Annotated in this window: 22 protein-coding genes; 8 read left to right on the forward strand and 14 right to left on the reverse strand. The window is 55.2% G+C overall.

Annotation, left to right across the window (positions count from 1 at the left end):
- Window positions 1-253 precede the first annotated feature (253 nt).
- Both thiL and ACTVJH_RS14005 read left to right on the forward strand, forming a co-directional pair.
- Window positions 254-1,225: a thiamine-phosphate kinase gene (gene thiL / locus ACTVJH_RS14000; RefSeq protein ID WP_455991955.1), complete on the forward strand. Its 972-nt coding sequence runs from the start codon at window positions 254-256 to the stop codon at window positions 1,223-1,225.
- 11 nt (window positions 1,226-1,236) lie between these two features.
- Complete coding sequence (locus ACTVJH_RS14005) at window positions 1,237-2,088, forward strand: hypothetical protein (RefSeq protein WP_455991958.1); 852 nt, start codon at window positions 1,237-1,239, stop codon at window positions 2,086-2,088.
- A 235-nt stretch (window positions 2,089-2,323) separates the two neighbouring features.
- On the opposite strand, the gene ACTVJH_RS14010 is transcribed toward ACTVJH_RS14005, so the two are convergent.
- Entirely contained in the window at window positions 2,324-4,552 is a 2,229-nt protein-coding gene (locus ACTVJH_RS14010; RefSeq protein WP_455991961.1) for a SulP family inorganic anion transporter, read from the reverse strand.
- Window positions 4,553-5,184: 632 nt separating this feature from the next.
- On the opposite strand from ACTVJH_RS14010, the gene ACTVJH_RS14015 reads away from it, so the two are divergent.
- On the forward strand, window positions 5,185-7,320 hold the full coding sequence (locus ACTVJH_RS14015) for an ATP-dependent helicase (protein ID WP_455991964.1): 2,136 nt from the start codon (window positions 5,185-5,187) through the stop codon (window positions 7,318-7,320).
- 104 nt (window positions 7,321-7,424) lie between these two features.
- Here the strand turns inward: ACTVJH_RS14015 and ACTVJH_RS14020 are convergent, their stop codons facing one another.
- On the reverse strand, window positions 7,425-7,694 hold the full coding sequence (locus ACTVJH_RS14020; protein WP_455991966.1) for a hypothetical protein: 270 nt from the start codon (window positions 7,692-7,694) through the stop codon (window positions 7,425-7,427).
- Window positions 7,695-7,935: 241 nt separating this feature from the next.
- On the opposite strand from ACTVJH_RS14020, the gene ACTVJH_RS14025 reads away from it, so the two are divergent.
- Window positions 7,936-8,484 carry a hypothetical protein gene (locus ACTVJH_RS14025; RefSeq protein ID WP_455991969.1) on the forward strand — a complete coding sequence of 183 codons (549 nt, stop codon included), beginning with the start codon at window positions 7,936-7,938 and terminating at the stop codon, window positions 8,482-8,484.
- Between the two features lie 34 nt (window positions 8,485-8,518).
- Here the strand turns inward: ACTVJH_RS14025 and ACTVJH_RS14030 are convergent, their stop codons facing one another.
- Window positions 8,519-9,001: a DUF3124 domain-containing protein gene (locus ACTVJH_RS14030; protein ID WP_455991972.1), complete on the reverse strand. Its 483-nt coding sequence runs from the start codon at window positions 8,999-9,001 to the stop codon at window positions 8,519-8,521.
- Between the two features lie 33 nt (window positions 9,002-9,034).
- A complete protein-coding gene (gene creA, locus ACTVJH_RS14035) occupies window positions 9,035-9,505 on the reverse strand; it encodes a protein CreA (RefSeq protein WP_455991975.1) in 471 nt (156 codons plus the stop codon).
- Between the two features lie 328 nt (window positions 9,506-9,833).
- Between creA and ACTVJH_RS14040 the strand changes: the two genes are divergently transcribed.
- The 4 genes from ACTVJH_RS14040 (at window position 9,834) to ACTVJH_RS14055 (ending at window position 14,660) form a co-directional block, all read left to right on the forward strand.
- Window positions 9,834-10,787 carry a YbgA family protein gene (locus ACTVJH_RS14040; protein ID WP_455992009.1) on the forward strand — a complete coding sequence of 318 codons (954 nt, stop codon included), beginning with the start codon at window positions 9,834-9,836 and terminating at the stop codon, window positions 10,785-10,787.
- Between the two features lie 19 nt (window positions 10,788-10,806).
- A complete protein-coding gene (locus ACTVJH_RS14045) occupies window positions 10,807-12,837 on the forward strand; it encodes a DUF2867 domain-containing protein (RefSeq protein ID WP_455991978.1) in 2,031 nt (676 codons plus the stop codon).
- Window positions 12,837-14,177, forward strand: a complete 1,341-nt coding sequence (locus ACTVJH_RS14050) for a deoxyribodipyrimidine photo-lyase (protein ID WP_455991981.1) — start codon at window positions 12,837-12,839, stop codon at window positions 14,175-14,177. Before ACTVJH_RS14045 ends, ACTVJH_RS14050 begins: the two co-directional genes overlap by 1 nt.
- 240 nt (window positions 14,178-14,417) lie before the next feature.
- Window positions 14,418-14,660: a YgaP family membrane protein gene (locus ACTVJH_RS14055; RefSeq protein ID WP_455991983.1), complete on the forward strand. Its 243-nt coding sequence runs from the start codon at window positions 14,418-14,420 to the stop codon at window positions 14,658-14,660.
- Window positions 14,661-14,768: 108 nt separating this feature from the next.
- On the opposite strand, the gene ACTVJH_RS14060 is transcribed toward ACTVJH_RS14055, so the two are convergent.
- The 10 genes from ACTVJH_RS14060 to ACTVJH_RS14105 form a co-directional block, all read right to left on the reverse strand.
- Window positions 14,769-15,440, reverse strand: coding sequence for a class I SAM-dependent methyltransferase (locus tag ACTVJH_RS14060; RefSeq protein WP_455991985.1), 672 nt, complete (start codon window positions 15,438-15,440; stop codon window positions 14,769-14,771).
- Entirely contained in the window at window positions 15,437-16,846 is a 1,410-nt protein-coding gene (locus ACTVJH_RS14065) for an aspartate kinase (protein ID WP_455991987.1), read from the reverse strand. Before ACTVJH_RS14065 ends, ACTVJH_RS14060 begins: the two co-directional genes overlap by 4 nt.
- Window positions 16,847-16,989: 143 nt before the next feature.
- Window positions 16,990-17,469 (reverse strand): hypothetical protein, encoded by a 480-nt coding sequence (locus ACTVJH_RS14070; RefSeq protein ID WP_455991989.1) that lies wholly within the window; start codon window positions 17,467-17,469, stop codon window positions 16,990-16,992.
- A gap of 149 nt (window positions 17,470-17,618) precedes the next feature.
- The gene (locus tag ACTVJH_RS14075) at window positions 17,619-19,784 is read right to left on the reverse strand and encodes a DNA translocase FtsK (protein ID WP_455991991.1); all 2,166 of its coding nucleotides are present in this window, start codon (window positions 19,782-19,784) and stop codon (window positions 17,619-17,621) included.
- A gap of 150 nt (window positions 19,785-19,934) precedes the next feature.
- Window positions 19,935-20,495, reverse strand: a complete 561-nt coding sequence (efp, locus tag ACTVJH_RS14080; protein ID WP_455991993.1) for an elongation factor P — start codon at window positions 20,493-20,495, stop codon at window positions 19,935-19,937.
- A 190-nt stretch (window positions 20,496-20,685) separates the two neighbouring features.
- Entirely contained in the window at window positions 20,686-21,195 is a 510-nt protein-coding gene (locus ACTVJH_RS14085) for a type II 3-dehydroquinate dehydratase (RefSeq protein ID WP_455991996.1), read from the reverse strand.
- Between the two features lie 181 nt (window positions 21,196-21,376).
- Window positions 21,377-21,703, reverse strand: a complete 327-nt coding sequence (locus ACTVJH_RS14090) for a hypothetical protein (RefSeq protein ID WP_455991999.1) — start codon at window positions 21,701-21,703, stop codon at window positions 21,377-21,379.
- A gap of 266 nt (window positions 21,704-21,969) precedes the next feature.
- On the reverse strand, window positions 21,970-23,376 hold the full coding sequence (locus ACTVJH_RS14095; protein WP_455992002.1) for an NAD(P)/FAD-dependent oxidoreductase: 1,407 nt from the start codon (window positions 23,374-23,376) through the stop codon (window positions 21,970-21,972).
- Between the two features lie 252 nt (window positions 23,377-23,628).
- Window positions 23,629-23,946 carry a hypothetical protein gene (locus ACTVJH_RS14100; RefSeq protein WP_455992004.1) on the reverse strand — a complete coding sequence of 106 codons (318 nt, stop codon included), beginning with the start codon at window positions 23,944-23,946 and terminating at the stop codon, window positions 23,629-23,631.
- A 25-nt stretch (window positions 23,947-23,971) separates the two neighbouring features.
- A partial coding sequence (locus ACTVJH_RS14105) for a LysM peptidoglycan-binding domain-containing protein (RefSeq protein ID WP_455992007.1) occupies window positions 23,972-25,209 on the reverse strand: 1,238 nt, incomplete at its 5' end.

A 25,209-nucleotide genomic window follows, 5' to 3' on the forward strand; every position in this document is an offset into this window, starting at 1 on the left:
AACATGGTTTTTCGGCAAAAAGTCCGGCAACGGCTTGATGAACGATGCCTGGCTCGGTCAGACAGTCAAACCGCCCGGAACGGGGCAAGCCGGCCACTCTATTCCAGGTACTTGGACAAGAACAAATGTGCCTTGCCGAGGCGGCTGGGAGGTATGGACAAAAGGAACGTTGTAGACCATGGCGGAGGTACAAGCGATGTATCCGGTTACGATCGGGCGGGGTACTCGTCGGCAGACAGACCAAGGAATATCCATGAAGGATGGTTTTTTTCATAGCGAGCAGGATTTTCTTACCTGCATCGACAGGTATTTTCCACGGGATCATACAGGACTGTATCTCGGCAGGGGGGATGATTGCGCTGTGTTTGCCTGTCCGGATTCCCTGTGCGTGACCACGGATCTCTTTGTGGAGGATGTCCATTTCAGAAGGTCCTATTTTTCACCCTGGGATATCGGGCACAAGGCCCTGGCCGTGAACTTGAGTGATCTTGCCTCCATGGGGGCGGCTCCCCTGGGATTCAGTCTGGCCCTGGTGGCTCCTCCGGGGATTCCCGTTGCATTCTGGGATGATTTTTTCAAGGGAATGGCAGCATTGGCCGGGCGGTATCATATTGCCCTGACCGGTGGGGATTTGAGTGGCGGGGAAAAGATCACTGTCGGGATCACTGCCTGGGGGGCACCTGCGGGAAAGGTCCTCAAACGGGGTACGACCAGAATCGGTGATGCCTTGTTTGTTGTCGGTACCCTGGGTATGGCCCGGACCGGTCTGCTCGCCCTCGAGCAGGGGATCTTGGAACAGAGCTATCCTAAATGTGTGAAACACCATCTGCGTCCCGACCCCAAGGTGGACCAGGGGCTGATTATGTCCGGGTTGCCGGGAATCCGGGGGGCCATGGATGTATCCGATGGCCTGGATCGGGATCTGCCCAGGTTTCTTGCCTCGGGACAAGGGGCGGATATGACCATCGATCCCGCCGTGATGCATGCGGAAGTCATCTCCTACTGTGCCAGGCATGCCCAGGATCCGGCCCGATTTTGTCTCACGGGCGGGGAGGATTATGCATTGCTCGCAGCTGTTGAACCGGACTCGCTGGAGGTGGTGTTGCAACGGGTTCCAGGGTCGTGGGCGCTGGGAACCGTCACCCGTGAAGGGTTTCGTTTACAAGGGAAGCAAATACGATTACAAGGCTTTGACCATTTCTCCAGCACGCACTCCCAGCCATGAGACACGAACCTATGATGAAAACGACGTTTTTCGGACAATTCCTCCTTGATCAGGGTCTGATCACCCAGGGACAACTCGACGAGGCTATCGCCTTGCAGCGGGAGAGTAATGTCTTACTCGGTGCTCTTGCCATAAACAAGGGATTCATGACCAAAGAGCAGGTCGTTGATGTCATGCAGGAACAACACTGTCGGCATGGCAGGTTTGGCGAACTGGCCCGCAGAAAGAATTACCTGACCGATGATCAGGTCCAGGAGTTGCTGCACGCCCAGGGATCAAACCATGTTTTCCTGGGCGAGGCACTGACCAGGAGGAACTATCTGGATATCAGGGAGCTCACCAGGCAGCTCAAACGATTTGAAGAGGATATTCGCAAGAAGGAAGCCTCCCTGCAGGTCATTTTGGAAAGTCTGGACGATCAGCATGTTTTTGCCTCGGTTTGTAAGATGTCCCGGGAATATCTGTATCGGCTGGGGTACACGGCCCATGTCAAAAAGGTGGACAACATTCTTCCCTCGAAGACATTCGACCACGTGTTCTTCATGACCCTGGTGGAAGGAACAACCGTTTATTATTGTGGCTTTTATTTGACAGACGTCATGGCCTATCAGATTGCCTATGGAAAGCTTCCCGAGGTCGCGTTTCCGACTCGTGAGACCTTTAACAAGGATCTGGCCGGGATTTTCTACAATTTGAACCTGGTTATCTGCGAAGAAATGCATCGCAAGGGGCTCGATGTGAGCGTGGGGGATTCAGGCGTTCTTCAACCGGAGAATGTCTCTTCCTGGACCTGTCTCCATGTAGAGACGCTGATCGAAACCTTTCAGGTTGTTCTTGGAAAAGGTCCGGTACCGGGGGCGTGATCGGCTCAAGACCGGTTTGTTCTCAGGGCCGGCTCAACCCGCCCAAAACGGGGCGAACCGGCCATGCTCTAGCAACCGCTTGAACTTGAAACTCAAAACCTAAAACTTGAAACTGCGGCTGGCCGCATGAGTATCCTTTTGTTGGCGGGAAAAAAACGCAGTAAAAACAGGATATTTGTACTCAAAATACGACATGGCCGGGATCGAGGAGATTCGATCCCGGCCATGTCGTATTTTAGCGTGTTCGGGTCAGCATCCGGGCCATGAACTTGTAAAAAAACATGGCCGTTTCCCGGTCTTTTGCTTCCAATTCTGCGAGCTTTTCTCTGGAGATGCCGGCCACCAATGCCTGGTGTTCGACCCTGGCCGTGTAGGGCGAGGGGCCTGCCTGCCAGGCTGCTTGCGGGGCGATGACCCTGCCCGGCCCCAGAACCTCGAGTCGGCGGGGGGTGCCCTGATCATCATCCACAAAAAGAGAAATGCTTCCCCAAAGGACAAGAAATACCTTCGTGGAAAGGCTGCCCTCCTGTACAAGGATCTCACCGGCTGCAAGCGATTTTCTTTCAATAAAGGTTTCCATCCGTTCCAGAATCTCTTCAAGGCGTTCCTGTTGCCTCAGATGGGTATCCAGTTCATCGGCAGCGGCATGGAAGAGGGCTTCGCGCACCCGGGCTCCTTTGCGTCCCTGTTCCAGGGTTTGGTGATAGGCAGACAAGATATCATCTTCAGCCTTTTCCAGGGCACCGTCCTCGTCCCTGTAGAGGGTGAATCTCTCCATAACCTCCGGGGAGGCGTTTTTCTCGAGCAGCTGGACCAATCTTCTGGGCGGGGCTGCCAGTGAGATATAGACATTTTTGGCCAGACATTGCTGGCCCATACGCTGAAACGTGGAAACAGCGGAAATATCGAATCCGTGAATGCGTTTTAGATCGATGATGACCCGCTTTACGGGTAAATCACTTTCGAGAAGTTCCTTGACCTGTTTGCCCAGAAAAAAGGTCGATCCGAAAAAGAGGTACCCCGTGAGTTTGAATATTCGGCATTGCTGTCCATGCTGGGAAAGAATGATCTGATCCGGGATGGAACGCTTGGTGGAACTTCGAAGATCGGACAGGGGGTGTTGTTCCCGGATCACGGGAATGCGGGTGAATCGGACCATGAAGATGACGATGGTCAGCCCGAGACCCAGGGAGACGCCGAGCAGAAAGCCCTTGGCCACGATGGTGACGACAATGGCGACCACGATCAGGTAGTCCACCGGGGTCAGTCGTTTCCAGCCGGTCACGAGCCATTCGTGGACAAAAAAGGAGCCGAGCAGGAAAAGCAGTCCCCCGAGAAGGGGTTTGGGAAGAAAAGAAAGTCCGTTGGCACCCAAAAAAAGGACACCCAGACAGACCAGAGATGCGGTGATGGGGATGATTCGGGTCACCGTGCTGCTTCGTGGGCCGAGCATGCTCAAGGAAAGGGTGCCGTATCCTGCAAAACCACCTCCCAGCGCGGCGAGCATGTTTCCGGCCGATTCCACGCGTAATTCCCTGTCCAGGTCGATATCCTGCCTGGCCCCCAGCTCGATGCCGTTCATGTTCAGGATCAGACCGACAAGGGCGAGCAGGGCCACTGTCAGAATGTCTGGCAGGTGATGAACAAGGGTAAGCCAGTGGATGCTGGTGGCGGTTTCAAGGGTGAATCCCGGCCAGATCTGACCCGAGGGCATGGTTTCAAGCAGCCATCCTTTGGACCTGAGATCGATGATGGTGAAATCGGTTATTGCAACGAAAAGAAAAAAAATCGCAAAGCCCGCGAGCATGGAGCCCGGTAGGATCAGAACGTGCTGGGTGCGTCGCATGAACCCAAACACCATCAGGGCAAAAACAACGCCTGGAGACCAATGAACGAGCAATTCAAGGCTCAGATACTGGGGAAGGGTGGACCAGGAAAGGGAGGTTCCGGTCATCACGCCGAAGCTGCCGATCATGAGTGCCGCACCGCTGCCGGCAAGAAATCCTCCGATGACCGGATAGGGCAGAAATCGGGCAATGTTCGAGAATTTGAATCGTCCTATTCCCCAGAAGAAAATCGCCGTGACCAGGGCCGATCCCATAATCGTTGCGCTGACCGTTGCAAATTGCGCTTCAGGAGACGCTGCTGCCAGTGTCGCGGCAATGGAAGCCGCTGCCAGGGAGAGAATGGCCACCGGAGTATCCTGGGGCAGGCTGACCATTGTGGTGAACGAGCTGAACAGGCCGGTGATCAGGCTCATGGCTGCCGCCCCGAAGATGCACATGCCTGCCGCCCGGGTGGCGAACGACGACAAGGGACCGGAAAAGATCACGCTGGCAAAGGATATTTCCACAAGGACCAGAATGGCCCCGATGATCACACCCTGAATCAGTCCCGGGAGGAGTTTGGGGGAACGGATGTCGGCAAGAAGTTCGCGAAGATGGCTGGCAACGGATGCATGCATGGTGGCGGTGGTGTCTGGTCTGTTTCAACGTGAAAGAAAGTGGAAGAACCTGCAAAAATACCTAATGCGGCCAAGCCGCAGTTTGAGGTTTTAAGTTTCAAGTTCAAGCGGTTATAAAATTTTCTTGTTTTTTATGGCAGACTTTCACGCGAAAGATACTAACAAAAACGTCGAACTATGTAGAGTTTTTTTTTCGGGCGGATCCGGGAGGATGCGTTAGCCTCCAACGGGATTTTGGGTTGAAACACCCAGGGCTGATTTGTTCTCATGGCCGGCTTGCCCCATTCCGGGCGCTTTGAAACTCCCTCGCGGGCCTCGTACCATCAAGCCGTTGCTCCATAAGAACATGGTTTTTCGGCAAAAAGTTCGGCAACGGCTTGATGAACGATGCCTGGCTCGGTCAGACAGTCAAACCGCCCGGAACGGGGCAAGCCGGCCACTCTATTCCAGGTACTTGGACAAGAACAAATTTGCCTTGTTGAAACACCATTCCGACCTTGCTCATTGCCCTTGTCTCGTCTATCCATTTCTCGCTGCATCTCGATGCAGGTTCATCCGGATCCCTGTCACAAAACACCCCGAGGGCGGCATCCGTCTTCCTTCCAACCCAAGCACTTCATTGCGATACCTTTATGCTCATCGATTACAAGAACGAACTCAATCCCGCCCAATACCGTGCAGCGACAACGACTGAAGGCCCTTTGCTGGTCATTGCAGGAGCCGGAAGCGGCAAAACCCGGACCATTGTCTATCGTCTCGCCTATCTGGTGGAACAGGGCATTCCCCCGACTTCCATTCTGCTGCTTACCTTCACCCGCAAGGCCTCCCAGGAAATGCTCGCCCGGGCCGGTGAATTGTTGGGTATGGGGATGCACACGGTGCGTGGGGGAACGTTTCACAGTTTCGCGTTTTTTCTTCTGCGCAGGTATGCCCATCTCCTGGGGTATGAAAAGGGATTTACCGTTCTCGATCGCGCGGATGCCGAGGCCCTGGTCAAACAGGCCAAGGATGAACTCGGCATTGCCAAGGGAGATCGATCCTTTCCCAAGAAATCCACCGTGATCGGGCTGTTGAGTCAGGCCCGTAACAAGGAGATGGATCTGGAAGATATCCTGCGCAAGGATGCCGGACATCTGGGAAGTTACGGGGATGATCTCGTGCGGCTTGGCGAACGCTATAAGGAACTCAAGAAAAACTACCAGGTTTTCGACTATGATGACTTGTTGTTCGTGCTTGAAGAATTGCTCACCTCCCATCCCGATGTTCTTGAGGCGGAACGGCAGGCCTACCAGTATATCATGGTCGATGAATACCAGGATACCAATCGGGTCCAGGCCAGGCTGATCAAACTCCTGGCCGGGGAAACAGCCAATGTCATGGCCGTAGGGGATGACGCCCAGTCCATCTATGCCTTCAGAGGGGCGAACATCCAGAACATCTTCGATTTTCCCGAGGCCTTCCCCGGGACCACCGTGATCAAGCTGGAACAGAACTATCGCTCGGTCCAGCCGATCCTCTCCCTGACCAACGCCATTCTGGCCGGTTCCAGGGAAAAATACGCCAAGAAACTTTTTTCCGAGCGGGAGGGGACCAGCCTGCCTGAATTGGTCAAGCCCCTGAGTGATTCCACCGAGGCCCGTTTGGTCGTGGCCAAGATTCTTGAGCTGGAAAAACAGTTCCCCCTGCATGAGATAGCGGTTTTGTTCCGGGCCGGCTATCATTCCTACGCCCTGGAAGTGGAACTCAACAAGATCGGGCTCCGGTTTCAGAAATACGGGGGGATCAAGTTTTCCGATGCCGCACACATCAAGGACGCCCTCGCCTTCATCAAGCTGGTGGCCAATCCGTTGGATCTGCCTTCGTTTCGCCGGGCCTTTTCAGGGATCAAGGGGGTCGGGCCCAAGACCTGTGAGGGATTGTTCCACGCCGTGGCCAGTGGTGATCGGGAGAGGATCGACACGGCATGTAAGAAAAAAGGGCAGATACGTACGGTCATGAACCTGCTCGACAGCCTGCGCGAGTCCTCACCCACACCGCTGTCCGCCCTGGAAGCGGTATACGAATACTACAAGCCCCTGGTGGAGCGTATCTTTCCGGATGATTATCCACGCCGGATTGCCGGTCTGGACGAATTGGCCCAGATCGCCTCGCCATATAAGGATATCGAGACCTTTCTGGCAGATCTGACCCTGGATAATCCGGATCAGCTCGGCAAGAGCGATGTCAGGGAAGATCATCTCATCCTGTCCACGGTCCATTCGTCCAAGGGACTTGAATGGTCGGCCGTGATTCTCATCAATCTTGTGGAGGACCGGTTTCCTTCCAAGCATGCCATGAACTCGGACGAAGAGTTCGAGGAAGAACGAAGATTGTTGTATGTGGCCTGCACCCGGGCCAGGGACTATCTGGGCCTGTTTGTGCCAAGCGCCCTGTACAACCGGTATTATCAAAGCAACGATCCCGCCATGCCCTGCCCATTTCTTCAGGATATCCCGGGTCATCTGTTCGCCGAATTCAAGGAGACCTATGCCGGTGGGCTGACCAAAAAAGCCAATACGGCCGGGAAATGTTCCTCTTTTGTTCCCCAAAAAAGGGCAGGAGAGGGGGCGGATTTTCTAACCCAAAAAGGGGGGGGGGCCTGCAGGCACAAGATTTTTGGCCGGGGCAAGATTGTCGAGCGGATCGAGCCGGACAAATACAAGATCAATTTTCCGGGATTCGGTCTCAAGGTGATCGTCAGGGATTATGTGGATCTGATCGAAGATTGACGGGTCGTCTGCACCAATGACGCAAAAAGGGATGCCGTTCACGGCATCCCTTTTTGCGTTTCACGGACCGGGTATGAACGATCCCTGGCTGGTTGTTGCAGTGCCTAGAGCTTGCACTCCTGTCCGCCCTCGCAATAGTTCCTGATGAATTGTCCAAGCTGGACACCGACATAGACGCATTGTACGTTGTTCATACAGTTCTCTACGTCTTCTTTTTCCATATGGGTTTGTAGCGTATGCTCGTCCTTGCTGAAGGTGGCTACCCAGGCCTGTTTGGATGTGTCGAAGTGGACCGCAAGTCCCAGGCCGTATGTTTCGATTTCCGGATGGATTTCCTTGAGTTTGGTTGTCAGATTCTCGGCTGTGATTTCCATGTTTCCTCCTTGGTGGGTGATCGATGCGTGGAAAATGCCTGCAGGCTCTTTGGCTCGGGCAAAGGATTGCTCACATACTCTTGTTTCTTGACTGCACTGATTGCTGCTCCAATCTATCCTTGGATATCATGTTGCTCAAGGAGCCAGGTTGCAATCTGATCGAATAGCTGCAGAGTTGGTAACCATGGCCGTATTTCATGAACCGGATGTCATTTGATTCCATTAACAGGGAGAAGTGTCAATGCGTGAGAGCGAAGAATCCTTTGATCTCGAGGCACAGGGAGCATTCCATGTGTTTCGTGATTTCATGTTTCACTTTATCCCTCTTGTCCTTGTCGCAATCGTCGTGGTCGGCACAGGGTTGGGAACGCAAAGGCATCTGCGGATCGAACGGATCAAGGTGCGGGAGCGTAATGTCATCGAACAGGAAATTCGGGTTATCCAGACGGATCTGGCCGCTCATGTTTCAGATGCCCTGCTTGTGGCCGAGGTTTTGCGAACGGGATTTCCCCTTTGTGCCGATGAGGCGTCTCGATGTTCCCTGTTGCAGGGTTTTCTGACTACCATGAGCCGGGTCAGAGGAGTCTACGATCAGATCCGTTTTCTGGACGATACGGGCAGGGAGGTTATTCGCGTGAACCGCAAAGAGGGAGGTGCCTACCTTGCCGACGACCGGGAACTTCAGGACAAAAGTTCCCGGCCCTCTTTCGTCCAGACCCTGTTCACCCGGGTGGACGCACGTATGTATCAGGCCAAGGAAGGAGGAAGAAACCGGGTTGTGGTCGGCTGAACGCCATCTGTCCCGGCCGGGCAAACCTCAGCGATCACTTGTTTGGAACGATGATCCTTTTACCCGGACAGATGAACGATATGCCCAGGGAAGAGCGGGTGCTGACCATCAACGCCTGGATGATCGGTTCGTTGACCGGTTTGTCGGATTCCCAGGTGACGATGAAGTTGGCGCCAACCCCTCCGGTCTTGTCCTGTTCGGGGACCGTGAAATCTTTCGATCCCAGGGGCGGAAGGATCAGCTGGTCGGTCACATGTCGTTTGATCAGTGCACCATGGTTGTCATGATAGTCGACCTCGACGATGCGGATCGATTTTTTGGGATCGGTGTTTCTGATGCTCAAGATGGTCATGAGCTCGAAGGGACGGGCCTTGGGGCCATAATAGATGTTTGAATAGACGGGAACATACAGGGTGCCCCTGGTGTGGAGTTCGTCCTCGGCCAGGGCCGGTCCGCTAAAGAGGCAGATAGTGGTCAGGCAGACCAGAAAAAGCGATCGAAAGCAATGGGTAGCCATGTCAAAATCCTCTGGAAAAAAGGTGCGATCCATTTATTCCCATTTGCGGATGGGCACACAGGAGATAGCGTTTTTGGGTGAGCCGTCAATGAGTTTGTCGCTGTAGGTCAGATAGATGAGCACATTGCGTTTGTGGTCATAAAATCTGATGACCTGCATGGTCTTGAAAAGGATGGAGGTTCTTTTTCTAAAAACCTTGCGTCCCTTTGTGTCGGTATTTCTGACCTCCTCGGGGAGGGTGACTGGGCCTGTCTGTCTGCAGGAAATGGATGCGTCCGAGGTGTCTTCGGCAACACCGAGGGCTCCGGAAACCCCGCCTCGTTTGGCCCTGCTCAGGTAGCAGGTTACCCCGTCGACATCAGGGTCGTCAAAGGATTCGACCACGATTTTGTCGTCAGGACCGAGAAATTTAAAGGCCGTATCCACCGAACCGATCTGTTCGGCAAGGACGATGGAGGCGGTGGCGAGAACACAGGTGAGTAGAAACAGGAATGTTTTTTTCATGAGCTCCTATCAGGGGTTGTCTGTCAAAGAATGATCAAGGTATATCCCTCATGAACCTGATGGGTCAACTCGCTCGTTGAGCGCTGTTGGTTTGCAACACGACCTTCCCGATCACAGAAACGGGAGATGGCATCATGCTCGTCAAAATATGTGGCATATTGCAATCAATCGGGGTAGGATGCCCAAGGCATATTTGTTCTCATGCACCTACCTGAAATACGAAGTCGGCGAGAGTTTCAAACCGTTCTAAACGGGGTGAGCCGGTCAGGAGAACAGATCAGCCCTGGCAGGATCTTAAAAATACGTAATTGTCCACAAGGAGGACATGATGGATAAAAAAATCCGGGTCGGTGTGAGTGCATGTCTCATGGGAGAGCCTGTTCGCTATGACGGTTCGCACAAGCACAGTCGTCTCTTGACCGATGTTCTCGGGCCCTATCTGGAATATGTTCCGGTATGTCCCGAGGTGGGGTGCGGCATGCCCATCCCCCGGGAGGCCCTGCGTCTGGTGGGCAACGATCCGGACCATCCCCGGCTGGTGACCAGAAAAACAAACATCGATTATACCGAACAGATGCAAAGCTGGGGAAACAAGGAACTCGAGCGGTTGGCAAAACTCGATCTGTGCGGGTTCATCTTCATGCCCAAGTCCCCCTCTTCGGGCATGGAGCGGGTCAAGGTTTACAACGACAAGGGATTTCCCGTAGCCGGGGGTGTAGGGATCTTTGCCCGCATGTTCATGGATCGCTTCCCTCTGCTTCCGGTTGAAGACAACGGCCGGCTGCACGACCCCGGACTCAGGGAGAATTTCATCCGCAGGCTTTTTGTCATGAAACGGTGGCGGATTATGCTTGAAAGGGGACAGACCCTGGGCAACCTGGTGGATTTTCATACCCGGCACAAATATATGATCATGTCCCAGCATCCCAAGGGGTATTCGGAGATGGGCCGTCTGGTGGCCGGGGGGAAAAAACTGGACCCCAGGGAGTTGTTCGATACCTATTTTTCCATGTTGACCAGGGCTCTGAGCTTCAAGACCACGGTCAAGAAGAACGTCAATGTGCTCATGCATATCATGGGCTATTTCAAGAAGGATCTCACCGCTGACGAAAAGCAGGAACTTTTGGAAATCATCGACCAGTACAAAAACGGCAACCTTCCTCTGATCGTGCCGATTACGCTGTTGAATCACTTTGTCCGGCTGTACGACCAGGAGTATCTGTCCGATCAGTATTACCTTCATCCCCATCCAGTGGAACTGAGACTGCTCAACCATGTATGATCAGGAGGCAGGTGACCATATGCATACGACCAAAGAAACCATACTTGTTCTCGGGGCGACCGGCTATGTGGGAGGACGTCTCGTCCCCATGCTCCTGGACAAGGGGTATCATGTCCGGGCCGGGGCCCGTTCGGCCTCCAAACTGGCCTGTCGTCCCTATGGACGCCATCCGCATCTCGAGATTGTATCCGTGGATGTTCTGGACCGGGATTCGCTGGAGCGGGCCGCTACCGGATGCAAGGCAGCCTATTATCTGGTCCACGCCATGCAGGCGAAAACAGGGGATTTTTCCTCCACCGATCGCACAGCCGCGGAAAACATGGTCGCGGCCTCGGCACATGCCGGTCTCGAGCAGATCATCTATCTGGGGGGACTTGGCAACCCGGACAAGGAGTTGAGCGAGCATCTCAAATCGCGCATGGAGGTGGGCGAAATTCTCTCTCAAGGCGAGGTCCCCGTGACCTGGCTGCGCGCGGCCATGATTCTGGGGGCCGGGAGTGCGTCTTTCGAGATTCTCAGGTATCTTGCGGACAGATTGCCGATCATGCTCACCCCGAAGTGGGTCAGAACCAGATGCCAGCCCATCGCCATCAGCAATGTGCTGGGCTATCTGGTCGGCTGTCTGCAGGAACCGGCCACCCGTGGGCAGGTTTTTGATATCGGAGGACCGGACATCCTTTCCTATGAGGATCTTTTTCAGACATATGCCCGGGAGGCAGGACTCAAAAAACGGATCATCATTCCGGTTCCCGTGCTCACCCCGCGGCTGAGCTCCCATTGGATCAATCTGGTCACGCCCCTGCCAAAAAGCATTGCCCAGCCCCTGGCCGAGGGACTCAAAAACGAGGTTGTCTGCGCGGACATGCGTATCGCCGAGCTCATTCCCCAGAATCTGCTCACCTGTCGGGAGGCCATTTCCCGGGCCTTGCAGCGGGTACGCCAGCAGACCGTGGATACCTGCTGGAGTGATGCCGGGACGGTGCAGAATCCCGAGTGGATGGCCTGCGGGGACAATGAGTATGCCAAGGGAACGGTTCTCTCCTGCAACTATTCCACCGTGCTTCAGGCAACCCCGGCCGAGGTATGGGAGAGCATTCAAACCATCGGGGGAGAGCGGGGATGGTACTTTGGCAATCTGCTCTGGAAGATTCGCGGATTCGTTGACAAGATCATCGGCGGAGTGGGGCTGCGCCGGGGCCGGCGTGATCCCCGTAACATCCGCGTTGGAGACGCCCTTGATTTCTGGCGGGTTCTGGACGTGCAGGAAAACAGGAAGCTGACCCTGCTGGCTGAAATGAAGGTTCCCGGCGAGGCCCTGCTCGAGTTCACCCTCACTGCCCAGGGGGCGGGCCGCACCGAGCTCTATCAAAGTGCACGTTTTTTGCCCCGGGGACTCTGGGGGCTTGTCTACTGGTATCTGTTCGCCCCCTTTCATGTCGTTATCTTCAAGGGCATGCTTTCGGGAATCACCAAACATATCCTGTGTCCGGTCATCACGCCACCGGTCAGGGCCGGTTCAAAGCCGGTCTGTGTTCTTGACCAGCCCCTGGTGGAAGAGGTCAGACCCGGCATCATGCTTCATGAACATACCGACTGGCAGGAAAAACTTTCGGATTTTTTTGCAACGCAAAAAAGTATGGTCCTGGCGACCCGTTCCCCGTCCGGCCCGTATTGCAGTCTGATGGCCTTTGCTGTGACACCGGATCTGACGACCATTGTCCTGGCCACACCGAGACGATCGCTCAAATACGAAAACATGATCGCCCATCCCGCGGTCTCCCTTCTCGCGGATAATCGGGACAATTCCAGTGACGATCCCCACACGGCCATGGCGGTGACCGTTCTGGGCACAGCCAGTGAGGTGTCCGGGGCGTCTTTGGAAGCGATGCGCTCGCTTTTCACGGATCGCCATCCGGGTCTGGGAGGATTTGTAACTGATCCGGACACCGCGATTTGTGCGGTCCAGGTATCTAGGTATCTCGTGGTGGAGCGGTTTCAGGATGTCCAGGAGATCCTGGTCGACCAGGATCAGGCACGGGAGCGGGTCTGATGGCCATGGTTCATCCCGAGCGGATCCGCAGGCTCAATGATGCCCCGCAGGGCAGGGGACCGGTGATCTACTGGATGAGCCGGGATCAGCGGGTGGATGACAATTGGGCCCTGATCCATGCGGCCGAGGAGGCCAAAAAGGCCGGGGTTTCGCTCCAGATTCTCTTTTGTCTGGTTCCCTCGTTTGAAGGGGCCTGCCTCCGGCAATACGATTTTATGCTCAAGGGGCTTCAGGCGACCTGGAAGCGGGCCAGGGAGTTGGGGATGTGTCTGCATGTCCGTTTCGGGCATCCCCCGGATCTGGTCAGGGAGTATGTCAGGGAGTGCGACGGCGGCCTGGTTGTCACGGATTTTGATCCGTTGCGTATCAAACAGGGCTGGAAACGAGAGCTTCTTGAACATCTGACTATTCCTTTGGATGAAGTGGATGCGCACAATATCGTTCCGGCCTGGCGGGTTTCCACCAAGCAGGAATACGCGGCCAGGACCATCCGGCCCAGGATTCAGAGGCTTTTAGCGGAGTTCATGGAGCCGTTTCCCGCAGTGGAGGATCTCGACGTCCGGGAGCAGGACTGCGATCCGCCCGACTGGGATGGGCTCAGAGGTGAGCTTGATGTGGACCAGACCGTTCTTCCGGTTCACGGGATCACCCCCGGATATCTGGGAGGTATGGACCGGATGTCTGCCTTCATGGCCCATGACCTGGACCGCTATGACACGGCGAGCAGGGACCCCAATGCAAACGGGCTTTCCGGACTTTCCCCCTGGCTACATTTTGGTCAGATCGCTCCCCAGCGCGTGGCCCTTGAGGCGGTGGATCTGCCGCGAACCGAGGGGCAGCAGGCCTTTTTGGAGCAGATGGTCATCAGGCGGGAACTCACGGACAATTTTTGTCTGTTCAATACACACTATGATTCCATCCAAGGGATACCCGCCTGGGGCAGGGCCACCCTGGACAAGCATCGCCAGGATATCCGTGAATACGTTTATACCACCGACGAATTACAACGGGCCGCAACCCACGACCCCCTGTGGAACGCGGCCCAACGCCAGATGGTGCGAACCGGCTGTATGCACGGGTATATGCGCATGTACTGGGCCAAGAAGATTCTCGAGTGGTCGCCAACACCCGAAGCGGCCATTTCTTCGGCCATCTATCTCAATGATCGGTACGAACTCGACGGAAGGGACCCCAACGGCTACGTGGGCGTGCTCTGGTCCATGGGAGGGCTGCACGATCGACCCTGGAAAGAACGTCCGGTTTTCGGTACCGTCCGGTACATGAGTGCCGCCGGGTGCAAACGCAAATTCGATGTGGACCGGTACATCAAGGATAGGTGAAGTGGGCAGTGCTCAGGAATCAGTGCGCAGGACGCAGTGCGCAGTGCGCAGGATGCAGTGCGCAGTGCGCAGGAACAACTCGAAAAAATGATACTCTTTTTTAGGAGCCGGGCATTATGTTTCAGGTACTTGCATGAGAACAAACGTGCCCTGTCCCCGCCCTCGAGGGTGACATTACCCGGAAAATGGGTGCGTGTATCCTCGTGTGATTTTCGTCATTCTGTTACCGCGGAGGTAGATATGCGATGCAATGTCGGCAAGATGGAACGGATCATCCGTGTGGGTGTCGGTCTTTCTCTTCTCGCCCTGGGGGGAATTTTTGATTCCTGGTGGGGACTCGTGGGCATTGTCCCTCTGGCAACTGCAGCCATCGGGTGGTGCCCCCTGTATACGGTGTTCGGTTTTTCCACCTGCAAGGACGACAGGGAGCTTATCCCGGATTCGGCAACCAAGGATGCCAAAAAGCCCTTGCGAATGAAATGAGTGCATCGGTCCGGGAAAGAGGGACCGTTGTCGGATGATACAAACCAGCCGCTGTTTCTGAAAGCCTTCAGAAACAGCGGCTTTTTGTGGCGTATCCGTCACCAGCGATCAGGAGATCTCTGTCCGTGGGCGGTCGGCTTGCTGTCGAGTCAGGCAGGCCTGAACAAGTCCCCTGTGAAAGGTCGTTTGTCTGACTCTGACCAGTCCGGTTTGGGTGGTCAGGCTGTCCAGCCCGCCGGTGGTGATGAAGGAGCGATAGTGGGCATAGTGCTTTTTGCCGGCAAGCCGTTCAATGGCTGTGGCAAAGAGTCTGGGGAATCGTTCCAAAAAAGTGGTCGGGGGTGTGGAGCTGTAGTCGATGAGCAGGATGTGACCCCGGGGAGGTATCAGTCGTTTGGCCTCGGCGATGATGGCCTGGCGCAAGAAAAGGGGTTTTTCGTGCAGGGCCATGGAAATGATGGCCAGGTCGAAACCTTCCGAGGGCAGGGCGGTCCAGGCCGCGTTTTTTCGGAGGAAGGTCAGGTTCGGGCGTTTTGCCTTGCGGGCCTGCCTGAGCATGTCGCAGGAGAGATCAACGCCTGTGACCGTAAGCCCCTGGTCGGCCAATCGCCCGGCCAGGGCACCGGTTCCGCAGCACAGATCGACCACGGTTTTCGCTTCAAGTTCTTTTGCCAGGGTCAAGGCTTCCCGGTATTCCGGAAGAAGCATGGGTGCTATGATCAGATCGTAAAAGGGGGCCACGACCCGATATTCTGTATTGTGGTCATGAGTCGGCTTCATGGCATTGAAGGCCGTCCCTTTGATGGCACCTGATCGTTTTTCGGGAAAAAGGTTGTGTGGATGGCATTGATGGTTGTGTTGAGTGCCTCCCTTGGGACCAGGAAATAGAGAGCCGCCCGGGAGGGGCCAAAGGAGATCATCTCGATGCACACGTCCGCCTTGGCAACGGCCCCGAAACAGCGGGCCGCAATACCCTTGCACTGGAGCAGACCGTCTCCCACGATGGCGATAAGGGCGACGTTGTCGATTTTTTCGATCCGCTGGTAGGGTTCGGGCTTGAGCGTTGCCAGGGCCTTGTGTCCGGCCTCGAGATCACCACTGGCCAGAAGCAGACTGATGCAGGTCTGGGAGGTGACAACGGATTTGATATTGATCCCGGCCTCGGCGATCCGGTTGGCCACCAGCCCGAGGATGCCCTGTCTGGCACCGACTCCCGAGGCATGGACCTTGAGAATGCCGATGTCCGTTGTATGGGCCACGCTCTTGACGGCCCTGGTCTGCTTCGGGCTTTCTGCCGTGATGATGGAGCCCTGGACCTCGGGATTGAGGGTGTTTTTGATGATGATGGGAATGTTTTTTTGGCGGACCGGCTCGATGGTCCTGGGGTGCAGGATGGCCGCGCCAAAATAGGCCAGCTCGGCCGCCTCCTCGTAGGAGAGGGTGGGAATGAGGGTCGCAGTGTGGACCATCCGGGGATCGGCGCTCAAAAATCCATCCACGTCCTTCCATATTTCCAGGCGCTGTGCATCCAGGGCGGCTGCTACCACGGCGGCTGAGTAATCGCTCCCCCCCCGGCCGAAGGTGGTAATGTCGCCTGCTTCACTGACTCCGAAAAAACCGGGCACAAAGACCACGGTGTCCGGGCCGGTGATCGGCAAGAGATGGGTTGTGAAATGGTCTACCGTTGCCGGGAGATTGGCTGTAGCGTCCCCGAATTTGCCGTCGGTGATCATCCCGATTTTGTGCGGCAGTCGGTAGGTTGCCTTGCATCCTCGGCATTCAAGGGCAAAGGCGAGCAGGGCTGCTGAAAACCGTTCCCCGAAGCTGCTGATGATGTCCCGCATCCTCGGAGATATCTCCCGGGTGAAATTGAGTCCGTAGTAGAGACGTTCCAGCCGACTCAAGGATTTGGCCAGATCCCGGGCGTATTCCTGCTGTTTTTTTCTGCAGGCGATCAAATGGTTGGCAACCAGAATATGTTTGCTCTTGAGCCGGCTGATAATGGCGGGAATATTTTCTTCATCCGCCAGGGCCAGCTCCATGCCCTGGATCAGGCTGTTGGTGATCCCGTTGAGCGCGGAAACCACAATGACGTGCCCCTTCCCGTGAACCGCGATGAGGTCCAGGATCTGGGCGATGGTCGTTCTGCCATGAAGGCATCCGCCTCCGATTTTGATGACGTGCATGGAGAAATTCGGTTTTAGGTTTTAAGTTTTAGGTTTTAAGTGGTTAGTGCGCAGTGCGCAGGAGGCAGTGCGCAGGAACAACGATACGGCTGCATCCGGCGGTTTCGTGGTCGGGGGGCCGTGAAGGTCCGTGCCCGTCCGTGTCAGCCCGTGCCCCCCGAGCCCGTCCGTGTCCCCACCGATTCGCGCAACTGGTCCACCTTGGCCCGCAGAAAATCGGCCACAAGACCACCCATGTCCTGGTCGCCCGAGTGTTTAAGGCCGTAGCTCTTGAGGTCGTCCTCGATCTGTTGTTCCATGCGCTCGGATTCCAGAAACATGATGTAGATAAGGATCAGGGTGGCGGAGTTTTCTTCGCTGCCGTCACAGAGAAATTCAAGCTGGTTTCTAGGAACGGTCTCCAAAAGGCGGGCCGCGAACAGGGAGACCCATTTGGCATAGAGATCCGGAAGGACCGTGGGTACCATGGTTGCCAAATGGTCCGAGATTTTTTCATCCAGATTGGGCATGGTCAATGCGAGGTAGTCGGTCAGGGCCTCGCGGCGGCGCTCGAGATCCCGGTCGAGACGGGCCATCACGGTTTGAAAGATATGTTCTTTGATCGATCCGTCGGAAAGAGCCATGGGGGTGGTCCTTGAAGTTTTAGAAATTTTTAGGAAGTAATAAAATTTAGGAAGTTTAAATATTTTAGATGGTTAATTGGGGTGACGCCTGGGTGTTGGGATGGGCGGCTGCGCATCTGCGTTGGAAATTGGAACACCCCGTGGTTGTGTTATTTTTTGATCACGCTTCGGGGTTTGCTCCCTTCCTGGGGGCCGATGATCCCGTCTTGTTCCATCTGTTCGATGAATCGGGCGGCCTTGTTGAAACCGATGCGCAATCTGCGCTGGATCAGGGAAATGGACGCCTTGCCGTGGTCCATGACAAAGCCGACGGCCTCGCTGTACTTGGGATCGTCCACAATGTCGTTTCCTGAACCTCCGGACCCGTCATAGGCATCCTGCTCCTGTTTCCAGCTGGTAAAATCCAGATCAAACTCCTGGTTACCTGTTTCAGCCCAGAAGGCGACTACCGCGTTGATTTCATCATCGTCCACAAACGCGCCGTGGATACGGGTCAGGTTGCCCCCGCTCTTCTTGAAGAGCATGTCACCGCATCCAAGCAGATACTCGGCGCCCACCCCGTCCAGGATGGTCCGGGAATCATGCTTGGAGCTGACCTGAAAGGCGATTCTGGAAGGAAAATTGGCCTTGATGAGACCGGTGACCACGTCAACGGATGGCCGTTGCGTGGCCAGGATGAGATGAATGCCCGCGGCCCGGGCAAGCTGGGCCAGCCTGACAATGGAGACCTCGACCTCCTTGCCCGCCGTGAGCATGAGATCGGCCAGCTCGTCGACAATAATCACCAGATAGGGGTACGGGGTGAGATCCTGCAATTCCTCCGGCCGAACCTTGCCCATGGACGTGAGTTTCTGGTTGTAGCCGGCGATATTGCGGACCCCGACCTTGGCCATGGCCTCATAGCGTTGTTCCATCTCGTAAACGGCCCATTCCAGGGCATTCTTGGCCAGGGACATATCCGTGACCACGGGATGGACCAGGTGGGGCAATGATCCATACACGGCCAGCTCGATCCGTTTGGGGTCCACGAGCAGAAGTTTCACATCCTCGGGCCCGGATTTGTACAGAATGCTCAAGATAAGGGTGTTCAGGCACACGGATTTACCCGCACCCGTGGCGCCGGCCACCAGAAGATGGGGCATGGTGGCGAGATCCGCCTGACGGGGTTGTCCCTGAATGTCCTTGCCCAGGGCCAGGGGGATCCTGGCCTTGGTCTTGGTGAAGACCGGGGAGGAGAGAATTTCCTGAAGATAGACGGTCTGGCGCTCCTGGTTGGGGATCTCGATGCCCACGGTATCTTTGCCCGGCAGGGGAGCGACAATGCGCACCGCCATGGCCTTGAGGGCCAGGGAGAGATCGTTGCCCAGTCCGGAAATCTTGCTGATTTTCACCCCGGGTGCGGGCTTGAATTCGAGCATGGTGATGACCGGTCCGGGCTGGATGCGCTGGACTTCCCCCTGAATGGAAAAATCCGCCAGACATTCCTTGAGGCGTCGGGCCAAATCGTCCAGCTGACTTTGGGGAATCCTGGGCTGGGAATCCGGCACAGGCGTTAAAAGTTCCAGTCCGGGAAGCTCGCTCTGCGAGTCCCGGAAAAGGGGTCCGGATCGGGTGGGAGCCGGAGAGGCGGGTTGAGGGGGTTTTTTCGCGCCAGATGTTTTTTGCCCGGGATGTTCGCCAACCGGTTGCTTGCGGCGAGGTTTGGGGTCCGCTGGCTTGTTGGTGGCGATCTTGCGCTTTCTGGCCTTGCGTTCAAGGTGTTTGTACCAGATGTCCAGAAATTTGGCCCGTGTCCGTTTGCAGACGGATGTCCAGGAAAATCCGAAACAGATCTGAATACTGACGACAGTGGCAAAGGCGAGGACCAGGATGGTTCCGTAACTTTTCAGATAGGTGTTTGAAAGGGAAAACAGGGTGGATCCCAAAAAGCCCCCTCCGTCCATCTGAAGCAGGCGGATATGTTCCTGGGCAAAGGGGAAGGAAAGCCAGACCAAGGCGAGGATACAGGTGATCGTTCCTCCAATGACCCGCCAGCCGGACGGCCGCAGTCTCGGAAAAACAAGGACCGTTGCCCATCCCAGCAGGACAAAGGGCCAGATCAGTGCGCCCAGACCGAAGATATCCACCAGCAGGCCTGCGCTATAGGCCCCGATGATTCCTGCCTGATTGGCAATGGGTACACCGTGGCCTGCCTGATGATTGAATCCCGGATCACTCGGTGAAAAGGTGAACAGACTCAATCCCAGAAAAATGGCTAGGAAAAAAAGTGCCAGGGCTGAAAATTCGCGGTAAAGATTGGCGCGTGGTTCGATCATGTCGTCATTGTCTCATTGTCCGGATCGGGTGTAATCATGCCGGATGTGGTCCTGATACATAAAGCACGCAAAGGCCATGGAAGTGTTTCCTTGGCCTTTGTGTGATAGGTGTGACATTTTGCGTCGCAAAAGGTGTGCTGAAAAAATGTTTCAGTTTTCCCGTCCCTGGTAATCTCCGGATCGGGTATCCACCTTGATCTTGTCGCCTTCATTGATGAACAGGGGAACATTGACGGTGATCCCGGTTTCCAGGGTGGCCGGCTTGGTCGCGCTGCTGACCGTATCTCCCTTGAGACCCGGATCGGTGCTCGTCACCTCGAGAACCACGGACAGGGGAATGTCTATATCAATGGGACGGCCCTTGTAATTCATCACCTTGAGGGTCTGCCCGTCCTGGATATACCCGCCCTTGCCGGCCATGACATCCTCTTCAACGGAAATCTGTTCATAGGTGGTCAAGTCCATGAACACATAGGCAGTGCCGTCGTTGTACAGGTATTGCATTTCCTTGGTTTCCACGTCGGGCTCGCCAAACTTGGTTCCCGCCCTGAAGTTTTTCTCGACGACTGAACCCGTGAGCAGGTTGCGCCATTTGGTGCGCATGAAGGCTCCGCCCTTGCCGGGTTTGAAATGCTGGAAATCAAGGATTTCACAGGGGTCACCGTCAATTTCTATTTTTTTGCCTTTCTTGAAGTCGGTTGTCGAAATCATGCATCACTCCTGGGGAAGATGAAAAAATGGATAGAGGATAAAAGTGCGCAGTACGCAGTACGCAGTGCGCAGGGCGCAGTATGTAGTTCGCAGTGCCAAGCTTACAGTCATCCCGGCACGTGCCGGGATGACTGTAATGGGCGAAAATTTGGTTTGTAATGTGACACCTTTGTCCAGGCCACGACCGTTTTCATACCTGCGCACTGCGTACTGCGCACTGCGCACTTTTCTCACCCTGCGCACTCTTTTTGATCTGATAAAACAGCGCCTGAACCCCGTATGCATAGCCCATTATGCCCAAACCCGCAATAACGCCGATACAGGAGGGGGCGATGAGGCTGGTGTGGCGCATGGCGTTGGAACGCGCATGGACGTTACTGATGTGGACCTCGACACAGGGAATTTTGATCCAGGCCAGACAGTCGGCCAGGGCCAGGCTGGTGTGGGTGTAGGCACCGGCGTTTATGACGATGCCGGCCATCTTGTCCTTCCAGGCCTGTTCCAGGCGGTCGATGAGGTGGCCCTCGCTGTTGGACTGGTAGAGTTCAAGATCGATGCGAGCGGCATTTTCTCCCATGACCGTTTGTATCATGGCGGGGAGATCGTCCATGGACTCGGAACCATAGATTGCGGGCTGGCGTTTGCCGATACATCCCAGGTTGGGGCCGTTTATGATCAGGATGGGCAAGGGGTGGGACATGACGAATCCTCAAGGCGTGCTGAAGTGTACGGGCAAAAGTGCGCAGTGCGCAGGTGAAAACTTCACGGCTGATTTGTTCTCAAGGCCGGGCAAGCGGGCCATCATATTTCAGGTACGTGCATGAGAACACCTGTGCCCTGTGAAGAACCATCGGCGGACTGTTCGTTACCCCGTGAAGGGGTTATCTCTGTCGATGCAGCAATCTTTTGACCAAACCGGACAGGCCGCTTTTTTTTGCCTGTTTTTTCTGCTCCAGGGCGGTGATTCTGGCCCTGACCCGGTCGGCGTATGCTTTTTTGTCCAGCGTCGTTCCCACGGCATTGAGCCGGGGGATCACTCCCGGCACCGGACTTTCGAGTTCCCGCAGGACCGAAAGGGACGGGCTGTAGTATTCGGTGAGCAGGGTAAAGATTTCCTTGTCACGAAGCCAGTCATCATGGATTTCCTGTGGATCACTGTCCAGCAGGTCGGCCAACACACCGCGGGGATGGGCAAAACGTTCGGTCATGGCAGATCCAAGGTTAGACGAACAGGGGAAACAGCCAGTTGGCAAAGGCGAGCAGACCCAGAAGAAAGGGGAAGAATGTCAGATAGAAGAGCAGTCGGCTCATACCGTTGAGTAGTTTCATGGTCTCACCTTTTTGATCGTCATGTAAGCGTGTGGTCGGCACCTTCAGGCATTCCCAGGGATTGAAGGGCCTTGGTGATCAATCAACTGCCCCGTGCAAATACGCGGGGCAAACAATGTCTGTACTGATGGTTTCCGCCCGTGTTTCAGGCCATTCGCGTAATGATCGCCTTGGCCGGAATGAGTCCGGTGGCGCTGGCCGAGACAATGTTTCCGGCAACCCCGGGGCCGTCTCCGGCAACGAACAACCCCCTGATGGCCGTTTCCAGGTCATTGCTTGTTTCGACCTGGGTGGCGAAGAATTTGATTTCCGGGGCGTAGAGCAGGGTTTCGTTGTTGGCGATGCCGGGAACCGCGAGATTGAGTTTCTCCAATCCTTCCACGATATTGGTCAGGATTCTCTCGGGCAGGGCCATGGCGAGATCGCCGCAGACCACATTGGTCAGGGTTGGTTCCACATAACTCTTGTGGATCCTTGGCCAGGTGGATCTGCGTCCCCGTTTGAGATCCCCGAACCGTTGGAGCAGGGGTTTGCCCCCGCCGATGAGCGTGGCCAGCTTGCCGATGGATTCTCCGTAGGCCTGGTTGTCGGTCACGGGATCGTTTAAAACCACCTTGGACAAAAAGGCGAAATTGGTATTTTCGGATTTCTTGTCCATATAGGCGTGTCCGTTGACGCAGACAAAATCCTGGTAGTTTTCCAGGGCTACATAGCCGCCCTGGTTGGTGCAAAAGGTCCTGGTCTGGTCGTCGTATTTCTCGGTTTGAATGAAGAAGGTCGGATCATAGATGATGTCACAGAGATCCTGCAGGATCTCCTTGTGCACCTCGACCCGGACACCGACTTCAATACCCCGCTGATACAGGGGAAGATGGTATTTGTTGGCAATGGTTCCCATCCATTCAGCCCCGACCCGTCCGGGAGCCAGAATGACATTCTTGGCCGAATAGGTGGTTCGGTTGGTGACCACGCCCTGAATCTGTCCGTTTGTGACAACGATGTCCTTGGCGGTTTCCGAGGTGTGGATGATGATATTTTCACGCAGGGCCGCGACCATTTTGGCCATGTGGTGGGGGAGGCGATCGCTTCCCAGATGTTTCTGCTTGATCAGCAAAAGATCCACACCGTGTTTTCTGGAGCGTCGTCTGATGGCCTCAGCCGCTTCCATATCCGTGGGATAGACCTGGCCGTCCATGCCGTAGGCATTGAAGATTTCTTCGGTCTCTTTAATCAATGCCCTGGCTTTGGAGACCGATAAAAACTGGGTCAGGTCGGTTTTACCCAGTTTGTGGATGAAATTGAGTTTGCCGTCGGAAAAAAGTCCGGCCCCGCCAATTCCCGAGAGAATATTGCACGGTCTGCACTTGATGCATTCCCCGTGTTCCTCGCCGCTGATGGGGCATTTGCGTTTCAGGGAGGGTTTGCCCTTTTCAATGAGCAAAACGCTCAGATCCGAGTGGGCTGAAAGATAATAGGCGGAAAAAAGCCCGGCCGGGCCGCCGCCGACGATGATGACGTCAAAGGATGTCTGTTTGGGTGCTGAAGGGGTCATGGTACCGTCAAAAATCACAAGTAGGGGTTGGTTGCAAAGTGCAGAAGCCGTCAACGAAAACGGGTATCTCTGATCGCTGCTTCACCACGTATCAAGGAACACGAAGCGCGCTAAGCAGCATTGTATCCATAAACAGGGGGATGGTGGTTGTGCAAATAATTTTTTGAAGCAATCCTTGCGGGGACGGCCATGGCATTTCAAGGGCGTCCATGCGAACACATGTGTTTTGCAGGGATTACAACACGGGGTGAATTATTCCACGTTATATTTTTCAAGAACCTCGTTGAGGGGAATCTCGTTTTCAGTGATTCTTCCCTCTTGGATGACATAGCGAAACATCTGCCAGTCGATCAGATCGATGAAATCGACCTGACCCAAGGCCTGGTCGCCGAGGATGGCCGTAATCTCTTCGAGATAGGGTTCATGGTCGATATAGACCCCTTCGTATTCGAAATCCAGGGCGTTTTCTTGTTCGTAGAGTTCAAACTCCTTGAAAAGATTTTGAATCCGGGGACGCAGGTCATCGGGAATGTTTCGAAGTTGGCCGTAGAAGCGGATATGAATGGTCATTGGTGGTTGCAAAGAGGCTGAAGGTTCAATGGGTCGGGGCCTGCGCTGGGATGAGGGCGTGACAGGAGACGCCCTCGAGTTCGAGCAGGGCGACGAGATAGGGATCTTTCATTTCGTGGTCAAGAAGGACGACCGCATGGTCCTCGCCGTCAAGTTGCAGGGCATGGGCCACAAGGGCGATACGTGCCCTGCCTGCTGTCCAGTAAAGCGTGATTTCTGCTTTGCGAGGCGTGATTTCGGGGGCCTTGGCAAGCCCGGGAACTGGAAAGGGCTGACCCCACTGATGCGCGGTGAGGGTGTGCAGTTTGCTGTGGGAGATGGTTGGGATGTAGATATCTTCTTTTCTGATCTGCGGGTGGTCGATGCGCACCAGACGCCTGTTTCTGGTGTGTTGGAATTGAATAAGGTGAATGTCGCCCTGTACGAGCAGGGCGGAGAGTATGGCGGAAAAAGGGGCCTGATTTGTGTCCAGGACATGAAAACAAAAAAAGCGCTTGGGTTGTGACCACAAGGCTTGGACGGTGATGTCCACCTGCACCCTGGTATGCATCCGGCCGATTTTTTGTGTAATTTCGCTGGATGCTGGGACAACGGCCAGCTTGTCTGGAAATTTTTCGGCCAGAGATTGCATGACCAGAAGCGGGTTCCATGTCGTTGGCACGGTGCATAGGGTGATTCCGGCCCTTGAAAGATCATTGGTTGGAACGTTTTTTGTTGCCGGGGAAACAAGAACCAGGGAGGTTCCCCAGGGACTTTCAATAAGCGGGGTGGTTGTCGTGTCGATGCGCAACCACTCTTTGTCGGACAAAGGGAAAAAGGTCTCTTTTCCCTGGGTGAAGACAAAGCCCATGATTTCAAGACATTCTCGGATATATGCCCTGGCCTGATCGGTGCTCAGACCTGTCAGCCCAGGGGGGGGCGGTGATATGAAAAAAGGTTTGTCCGGGGTCACGGATTTGGGGGAATCAGGGGCTGGTTGTTTAAAGCTGTCCGGACGAGGAATGGTTACGCTCTGACCTGGATGGACGAGGTCGATATTGGAGATCTCCGGATTCACAGCGAGAACCTTTTGCATATAGGAACCCATGATTTCCCGCGGATCCATGCGGGTTTTCTGCTGCAATACCCCGATTAATGTATCCCCGCGCTTGAAGGTGTAGGTGGTAGGCAAAAAAGGGGCTGGTACAGCCGTTGCCGCTTTCCCGGTCGGACCCTGTTGTTTCCTGGGACTGGATGTGGCTTTCTGCCCTGCTTTCGGGCCCA

This window comes from Desulfoplanes sp. PS50, assembly GCF_053851535.1.